The sequence below is a fragment of the Thermogutta sp. genome, assembly GCF_014359955.1.
Classification (GTDB): Bacteria; Planctomycetota; Planctomycetia; order Pirellulales; family Thermoguttaceae; genus Thermogutta.
This window is the reverse complement of the sequence record NZ_JACIYL010000103.1, coordinates 1-9,092: the sequence shown is the minus strand read 5'-3', so window position 1 is coordinate 9,092 and position 9,092 is coordinate 1. Positions and strand designations below refer to the sequence as shown.

At 56.0% G+C, this 9,092-nt stretch carries 8 protein-coding genes; all 8 read right to left on the bottom strand.

From position 1 onward, the window contains the following. Positions 1–359: 359 nt before the first annotated feature. Positions 360–1,190 carry a TatD family hydrolase gene (locus H5U08_RS05135; protein ID WP_297030950.1) on the bottom strand — a complete coding sequence of 277 codons (831 nt, stop codon included), beginning with the start codon at positions 1,188–1,190 and terminating at the stop codon, positions 360–362. Positions 1,191–1,240: 50 nt separating this feature from the next. Next, positions 1,241–1,660 carry a hypothetical protein gene (locus H5U08_RS05130; RefSeq protein WP_297030948.1) on the bottom strand — a complete coding sequence of 140 codons (420 nt, stop codon included), beginning with the start codon at positions 1,658–1,660 and terminating at the stop codon, positions 1,241–1,243. Between the two features lie 227 nt (positions 1,661–1,887). Further along, positions 1,888–3,459: an NADH-quinone oxidoreductase subunit N gene (locus H5U08_RS05125; RefSeq protein ID WP_297030946.1), complete on the bottom strand. Its 1,572-nt coding sequence runs from the start codon at positions 3,457–3,459 to the stop codon at positions 1,888–1,890. A 36-nt stretch (positions 3,460–3,495) separates the two neighbouring features. Then, positions 3,496–5,307: an NADH-quinone oxidoreductase subunit M gene (locus H5U08_RS05120; RefSeq protein ID WP_297030944.1), complete on the bottom strand. Its 1,812-nt coding sequence runs from the start codon at positions 5,305–5,307 to the stop codon at positions 3,496–3,498. A gap of 88 nt (positions 5,308–5,395) precedes the next feature. Beyond that, positions 5,396–7,711 (bottom strand): NADH-quinone oxidoreductase subunit L, encoded by a 2,316-nt coding sequence (gene nuoL, locus H5U08_RS05115; RefSeq protein ID WP_297030942.1) that lies wholly within the window; start codon positions 7,709–7,711, stop codon positions 5,396–5,398. Positions 7,712–7,743: 32 nt separating this feature from the next. Then, entirely contained in the window at positions 7,744–8,076 is a 333-nt protein-coding gene (gene nuoK / locus H5U08_RS05110; protein WP_366494078.1) for an NADH-quinone oxidoreductase subunit NuoK, read from the bottom strand. A gap of 159 nt (positions 8,077–8,235) precedes the next feature. After that, entirely contained in the window at positions 8,236–8,826 is a 591-nt protein-coding gene (locus H5U08_RS05105) for an NADH-quinone oxidoreductase subunit J (RefSeq protein ID WP_297030938.1), read from the bottom strand. Positions 8,827–8,839: 13 nt separating this feature from the next. Further along, positions 8,840–9,092 (bottom strand): NADH-quinone oxidoreductase subunit H (locus H5U08_RS05100; protein ID WP_297030936.1); only part of this gene is annotated, 253 nt, incomplete at its 5' end.

Sequence of the window (9,092 nt, the reverse complement as noted above, 5' to 3'; positions counted from 1 at the left end):
CCCAAGCGGGGGCCGGACCTTCCGTAAAAGATTCCAAGCGATGGTCGTGCATTCCGACGAGTCACCGTTCTAGAAGACAATCGACATTCTTCTTCCCGGGTGATAGCAGCCCAAAATCACCGTGATGAAAATACAAAACAAATGGGCCGCTCAAATCGCATGTTGCGTGTTTTCAAGAGGTCCCCCCAAGCCTTTTGCAACGGCGAGGATCAGTTTCCGTCATCTGCCAACCGGCGTCTCGCCAGCGGCTCCCCTCCACGCACCTGGGACCAACACACCAGGTGAACACACTGTCGCCAGACGTAAGCGCCGCGACAAATCGCCCTTGTGATTATTACGGACCGCATTCTCCAGGTCAATCAAGAGCCCTCCTGTTGAGGGGAAATACCAAACGTCCTCAGCGCATTCTCCGTGGTCTGAGTGGCCAGCTCCTCGGGTGACACGCCCCGCAGCTTCGCTAAAAACTGACCAGTGTCTTTCACATGCAAGGGCACAGACGTCTTGACCCGCCCACGATAGGGTTCCGGCACTAGATACGGACAATCGGTCTCGACCAGGATTCTGTCTGCGGGCACGCGCTGTGCTGTTTCTCGAAGGGGCGCAAATTTCGTGTTTTTGTATGTCACTGACCCCGCAAAACTGACAACAACTCCTTGCCAGTCCAGCCATCGGCTGACAATTTCCCACGGCGCGGCGCACGCGTGCATGACCGCCCGGACCGTCCCTTCACGTGTCCAGCGGGAAAGGATCTCCGTCATATCCCTTTCCGCATCACGACAGTGCACCACGAGGGGTTTTCCCAATTCCTGCGCCAGAAACCAGTGTTTCTCAAACCATTCGACCTGAACGGAAGGCGGTGTATAGTCACGATACCAGTCGAGACCCGTTTCACCGACGGCGATTACGGAATTGTCCCGCGCCAGTTCCACGATCTCATCCCAATCCGCCGAGGACGCGCCGCTGGCCGAATTCGGATGGATTCCCACGGCAGCCCACACTCGACCGGAAAACTGGTGCGCCAGATTGACGCTGCGCCGGCTCGTTTCCACATCGATTCCCACACAAAGAATCCGCGTGACACCTTGATCGAAAGCTGTCTGGACGACCTCAGAAAGCGTCGCCGTCGGATGTGTTTCCGAAGCGTGATGACCTTCCAAGAGGAACAGGTGCGCGTGGGTGTCGAACCACATGGGAGGCTCCCGAGTTGCCGTGAGAAGTTGCCTCGTGCTGGATTTGAGTGTCAAGCTGAATCGGACGTTTGAGCGGCAAGAATCTTGGCCTGGATGAGCGCCTTTTCCAGGCTGGTCGCTTGGTCGCTCAGACCGCTGCGAATTCGTGTCAGGAGAGCAGCCAGCTCCGGATCGATTCCGGTAAGATGCTCTGCCTGTTCGGCCAGCGATCGTATTTCTCGTAAATCATCGAGAATACGAATGGCCAGGAAGTCGACACTCACATCGTGAAAGCGTGTGTAAGTCGAGGGGAAAGGCCCCAGTTCGATCATTCGGCCCCCGGCTGTGATTTGCTCTGCCAGCAACTCCGCCCATTCTCGGTGCTGAGAAGCGATTTCCTCCAGCAGTTCCCAGAGCTCTTCCCGTCGGTACGGGACCCAGGGCCGGGCCTGCATCGCATAAACCGCCAGCGACCGTCCCAGTCGCCGCATCAGGTGTGTCAAAGCGTTCGTGAGAGGTACTCTGTTACCAGTTGCGTCGTCGGTCATTGCCAGCGCTGTGTTTGATTTGTGATGATCAACCCTCGCCATCCGTAAACCCGGAAGCCTTTCACGACAGCCTTCGCCCTATTTGCCACCTGGCGATATATCGTTTCATCTATAACCGTGTCGTATATCGTCACTGGATGTGAAACACTAAACCTGTCTATGCCGCCGTTTTACTGACAACCGGCCGCCCGACATACCAGATCAAACACCGGCTGCCATAGGATTCCCAGCAGCACCACTGGCGCCGTTGTCAGTACCAGGAACATCCCCTGAGGGGACGACAGCGGCAGGGAAAAACTCAGGGACTGGGCTGCCGGATCCAGGACCATGACTTTCACCACACGCACGTAATAAAAGAGGCTGAAAACGGTATTCACCGCGGCCACCACGAGTAGCGCCCAGAGTTGTGCGGAAGCCAAGCTGGCGAAGATGGCAAATTTTCCTGCGAACCCACCCAGCGGCGGCAATCCCACCAGGCTGAACAAAGTGATCGCAAGACAGATAACAAACCCGGGCGCTGTCCGCACCAAGCCGGAATAGTTCTCAATCTTTTCTCCAGGGGCTCCGCGTGACAGGAACGCCGCACCTGCAAACGCCACAATATTCATGAACATGTACACAACCAAATAAAACAACATCGAAGCGACGGCCCAGCGGGCTGTTTCCTGGCTGACAGGTAACGCCGCCACCGCAGCCGCCACCGGCATCACGAGATAACCTGCATGCGCGATGGTGGAATACCCCAGGAGGCGTTTGAAATTGGTTTGTCCGTAGGCTGCCAAATTTCCATAAGTGCAGGTGACGGCGGCCAGGAGTGAGAGTGTTCCCACAACAAACGGAATGAGGGGCCCCGGCAACCCTGCGGCTGATGCCTGGTCGGTCCCCAGGAGTGTCAGACACAACCGTGTGAGCAGCCCCAGAGCCGCAGCCTTTGAGATCACCGAGAGAAAAACGCCGACTTCCGCAGCCGCCCCTTCAAATACATCCGGCAACCAGAAGTGAAAGGGCACGGCAGAAAGTTTGAAGCCAATCCCGGCCACTACCATGAGGGTCCCAAGAATCAGGCTCAACCCATGCCCATGCAAGTCACGGTGACTCGCCAAGGCAGTCAAATTCGCCCTCATGGTCGGCAAATCGAGCGATCCCAGCGATCCCCCTAAAAGGCTCAGGCCATACAGCATCACCCCAGCCATGGCAGCGCCAAACACGGCGAACTTCATGGCCGCTTCACCGGCGCGCCGTTCTCGCTTTTCAAAACCAGCCAGAATGTAGGAGGGTAAACTGGCCATTTCCATGCCGAGAAATACCAAAAGGAGATTCTCGGCGGCAACCATCGTGCACATGCCAATGACCGACCCCAGGAACAGTACATAGAACTCGCCTCTATCTTCAATGCGCGGCCAGTGGGTCAGCCAGGTCAGAACGCTGAATAAGACAGCAAAAAGAAGGATCAGTCCGCGAAGGAACGCCGCCAGTTGGTCCAATCTCAGCACGTCCAGAAACGCTCCCACGGAACCGGCAGCGTTAGACTGGCCCGCCACCTGCCAGATCAGCACCGCAAGCGCGGCGACGGATCCCACGAACATGATGAAGGATGCCCCACGCCGCCAGGCGGGAAACACCATCCTCTGCAGCAAAAGAGCGATCGCCGTCACCACCAGGCATATTTCGGGAATCCACAGCCGTACCGATACGGCGAGATTCTGTTCAATCTGGGTGATCAATTCAAGAAGCTCATTCATCTTTTTTCAGCGACTATTTCATCGATGCCTTTTTACTCACCGCTGCGAACCAGCCTCCAGGACCTCGCTGCTCAGATTGTCAAGAACGACCGTCGATTCATGTCTAACTTTTTCAGGAGTTTCTTCTGCGGCTGATTCCACCACATTGACGGACACCGCTTTCATCCACTGAGCCATCTCGTCAACGGTGCGATTCACACTGGGGGCCATGTAGTGAAACACCGTCTGTGGGAACACCCCGAAAACCACAGCGGCTACAGCCAGAGTCGCCCCCACCGTGAACTCCCGCAGTGTCAAAGGCGTCAGCGCCTCGGCGTGCGGTCCACGGTACTCTGCACCGAGATACACTCGACGCACCGTCCACAGAATATATCCGGCTGTTAGAATAACCACCGACGCCCCAATAATGGCAAGCACGCGACTATAGCTGAATGCCGCGAATATGACCAACACTTCGCCAATAAATCCACAAAGACCCGGTAGTCCCAGCGCTGCAAAGAAAATCACGATCGCCAGGGCCGTGTAGGCGGGCATTTTTCCGAAAATACCCCCGAACTTGTCGAGGTCGCGATGATGAACTCGGTCGTACAACACGCCGACCATAAAGAACATGCCCGCGGACGAAATCCCATGCGCAATCATCTGGAACATCGCCCCGTTCATCCCCATTTTCCAGTACTGTGTGTCCCACACCCCGGGAACGAGACTCCAGGCACCAAGGCCCAGCACCACATAGCCCATGTGGCTGACGGAACTGTACGCCACAAGGCGTTTGAAGTCCTGCTGTGCCATGGCCGCCAGGGCGCCGTAGACCATACTCACCACCCCCAGCCCACACACAAACCAGGCCAGCTCGTAAGCGCCCTGGGGGCAAATCGGGTAACAGATGCGAATGATGCCATAACCGCCCATTTTCAGGAGGATCCCCGCCAGGATCATCGAAATCGGCGTGGGTGCCTCTACGTGTGCATCGGGAAGCCACGTATGAACGGGTACCGAGGGCACCTTGATGAGAAATCCGACCAGCAACAGTAAAAACGCCCACCACGCGATCGATTTTCCCAACCATGCCGGTTCATTAAATGGGGAATCCGGCATCTGTCCGAGCTTTGCCAGCGCCACCAGGTTGAAGGTGTGAAGCGGCTTGTCGCCGGGAGCAAGCGATTTCACCATGACCTCCGAGGACAGCAGGCTCTGCCGCCGAGCCTCTTCCGGTAGTTTCCGCACATCACTGGCAAAATAGAGCATCAGCAGGGCGATGAGCATGAGAACACTTCCCACCAGCGTGAATAGAAAGAATTTGATCGCGGCATATTCCTTCCGTGGTCCTCCCCAGATACCGATGAGAAAGTACATCGGCAACAGCATGACTTCCCAGAATACATAGAAAAGAAAGAAGTCCAGTGCCAGGAAGACGCCGAGCATTCCCGTCTCCAGCAGGAGAAAGAGCACGCTGTACGCCTTGACATGTTTTGTAACGGACCAGCTCGCAGCAGCGGCGAGAAGGGACAGGAAAGATGTCAACAGAACCAGCGGAAGACTGATCCCATCTATTCCCAGAAAATATTCAATATTGAAGGAACGAATCCAGGGCACCGCCAATGCGTGCTGGTAGCCCGGTTCACCGGCGACGAAACGTACATCGTGGATGCTCCTTTCCAGGAGCGTCTCCCCGGCCGGACCGTCTCCCGGGAAGACCAGCCGCAGCGTCATCAGAAAAACCACCAGCGTGATTCCCAGAGTGATCCGCCGGATGGCCGTCTCTGCAGAGGCCGGGAAGAACAGGAGGATCAACGCCCCAAGTGCCGGCAGAAAAACGATCGCACTCAGAAAGATCAAACCCGCCATGAGCAACCCTCTATGGATTCGCCATCAAACCAGTGTTGAAGTTCCTGAATTTCAGCCGCTAATGACTATACCTTGCTGGAGGATACGATCATCCACGCGAAATATTCGCGCCAATTCCCAAATAGATCGTTCCAATGATAAAGAGCGCCACAATGCCGATCACTATCCACATGATATAAACGCGAATTTTTCCCGCCTGCCACCGTCTGAGACGAATTCCCATATCGTAAATGCCCGCCGCCAGGGCGTTTACCGCGCCGTCCACGAAGATACGATCGATCCAGTCATCCCATTGCGAAAGACGTCGGACGGAAAGCGCCGCGTGGTCTGCGAGCCAGTCGATAATGTTTCGGTCGATCCACGCGGCCACCGCCGCCAGACGAAGCGCGTTGCGGACGAAGACCGCGTCATAAATCTGGTCGATGTACCATCGCTGCGCAAGCAATTCCCAGACGCCCCGGAATCGCTGGCGGACGTCTTCCGGATCCAACCATCGGATTCCATAAAATACCGCGGCAATGCCAAAACCTATCAAGGCGGCCAGAAACGCCAGTCCGGATACCCAGGCGTGAATGGTGTGTTCGTGCGAGGCGTGTTCGTCGGGTATTCGCAGCGCCACCGCACTCTGCAACGTGCCTGTTTCCGTGGCCGGTGTCACACGGGATTGCTCCAGGAGCGACGTGATACCCCAGCTTGTTCCTGGAACGGTCCACCCCGATACGACAGAGAGGACGGCCAACACCACCAGAGCCGCCACCATAGTTCTGGGTGATTCATGGGCATGATGGGCCACGTGTTCGTCACGCGGCTTTCCCCAGAAAACGAGAAACCATAGCCGGAACATATAAAACGCGGTGACCCCCGCCACACCCAACGCCACGTAGAACATCCAGCCGAAGAGCGGATTCATCCGGTGGAAAAGAAAGGTCTGCGCCAGTATGGCATCCTTCGAATAATAGCCGCTTAATCCAATAACCAGGGGAATTCCTGCCCCGGAAATGGCCAGACACCCAACCAGCATCGTTGCGGCCGTCCAGGGCATCTTGCGCCACAAGCCCCCCATCGCAGGCATCTCATTCGTTCCGCAGGCGTGGATGACCGACCCTGAGCCGAGGAACAAAAGAGCCTTGAAAAACGCATGGGTGAAAAGGTGGAAAAGTCCTGCCACCCAGCCACCGACTCCCAGCCCCAGCATCATGTATCCCAACTGACTGATCGTGGAATAAGCCAGCACTCGCTTGATATCAGTCGCCACCACCGCCATCGTCGCCGCCAGAAAAAGCGTGATCGTTCCCACGAGCGCGACCACCAGCAGGGCATCCGCAGTTAAAAGTGGATAAATACGGGCGACGAGATACACACCGGCAGCCACCATGGTCGCCGCATGGATGAGCGCGCTGACCGGCGTCGGACCCTCCATCGCGTCTGGCAACCAGACATGGAGGGGGAACTGGGCGCTCTTTCCGATACACCCGCAAAAGAGCGCAAGCCCTGCCAGCGTCAACAGAACGGGCGTCAATGCGCGGTTTCTCTCAATTTTGTTCGCTGTTTCCAGCCCGGAACTTCCTCCCGCCTTCTCGTGGCCGACGTTGGTAGGCGTGCCTTCATGGGACGATGCAGCATTATTTTTGTCCTGCAACTGATTGGTCGCGTCTTTCACTATCGAAAAAAGCCCCGGGTGATGTTCCGACGCATTCCCGGGCATCGCATAGTGGAGCGTCCCACACGCAAAAAGGAAGGTGGCCAGCCCGATAATCATTCCAAAATCACCCACACGATTCACAATAAAGGCTTTATTACTGGCCAGCGTCGCTGAGGGCCGTTCCACGTAAAACCCTATGAGAAAATAGGAGCAGATGCCGACCAATTCCCAGAAGGCAAAAACCATAAATAAATTGTTCGCGACGACCAGGCCCAGCATACTGAAACAGAATAGGGATAAATACTGATAGAAACGATGGAACCGCCCGGGCCTGACCAGATTCCGGCCGTCGGCACCTGTAACGAACGGATCGTGAACGTCATGGAGTTCTTCATGCATGTATCCGAAAGAATAGACATGGATCCAAAAAGCGATAAACGTGACCATGACGAACATGCCCAGCGTCAGCGAATCCACATAGTAGCCCACACTGAAGCGGAGGGATTCGAACTGGGCCAGGGTGTACCAGTCTCCCGTCAGAACTTCTGAGTGCCCGCCGTGCCCCCCGAGCGGATGATGTCCCAACCACCACACCAGCGCAATGATCGAAAGAACACAGGAAACTCCAACGGCAAGGGTCGCCAGATAACCGGCACCGCGTCCACCTTCTCCCATCCGTGCTCCGGCCAGGAGAATGACAACGAACGACAGCAACGGCAAGAGCCAGGCAGCCAGCAGGAGCTGTGGTAAAATCGCTTCCATAAAGTGTTCAGCACTCCGCCAATCAAAGTATGTCAGCCGTTCAACTGACCACCTTGGTCAACGTCAACTGTTCCGAACCGCGAATAAAACTGAAGGGCAATGGCCAGGGCTACAGCGGCCTCCGCTGCAGCCAGGATCATGACAAACAGGGCAAAGACCTGACCATCCAGCAGTAGGGGCGCCGTTCCCGAGGCAAAAAGTTGCGGGCTGGAAAACGCCACCAGATTGATATTGGCTCCGTTTAAAATGAGCTCCACACCAATCAACATTGCGATGATATTCCGCTTGACAACGAGGCACACGATTCCGCAGACAAACAGGATGATGCCCACTACTAAATAATGAGTCACTGTAATGGGGCTCAGTATACCGGCCAGAATCATTGTTTCTATCGTCTCCCGATGATTGCGTGTGTATGCCCGTGACTGTTCAATCTCTCATACTAACTTTCATATTAGAAACCGACTTGACTGCTCGTATTGTGTCCCGAGGCTGCGGGATGCTGTCCGTACTGAACAACCTATTTATTCCGTTCGCCGTCTGGCAAGGTAGGCCGCCCCTATCATCACCACCAGCAGGTGGACGGACACCAACTCGAAGGGCAGAATATAGCCGTCCATGGTCGCACGGTTTGACGCACTCCGGGGGTCTAATCCACTTGCTCCATCGACCTGCGGGCGGACCCCCACTAACGCAAGGCCGAGATCCGTCGCCGAGACAGCTTCGGCCTCCATCGATCTTGTCTCCGATGACACCTGGGCCGATCGTAAATGCCCGTAAGCCCACGCAGACTGCAGCAGAATGATGGCGAGGGGCGCTGCCAGAAGAACGGCGATGACCCACTGATCGGCGGTCGTCCGCATGCGTACGAAGGTCAGCCGAGCCGTGAGCATTACGCCGAATGCCAGCAGCACAACCGTCCCGCCGACATAGATCATGATTTGCATGGCGCCAAGGAACTCTGCACCGGCCAGAAAAAACAGTCCGGCGACGGCGCTCAGTGCCAGAATGAGCCCCACCGCCGCGTGCACAATGTGCGGCGTGATGACCACCAGCAGAGCGCCCGCCACAGCCAGGGCAGCCAATAACCAGAAGAAAATAGCGGTCGCGTCCATAACAAGCAACTGACTAATGTTCTGCCATGCTTTTTACAACGTGAACAATAAAGTCGGTCGTTTCCGTTTTAGGATGCCCAATGCCAAGGACTCCATCTGGAAACGCGAGCATCCAAATCGTCACTCCGATTAAGCAGAGTGCCGTCAGTGGAAAGCAATATTTCCAGCACATACTCAATATTTGGTCGATTCTCAGTCGGGGAAGTGTCCAGCGAAGGGCCATCATGAAGAGGATTCCGATCACGCACTTGAGAAGAAAGTTAATC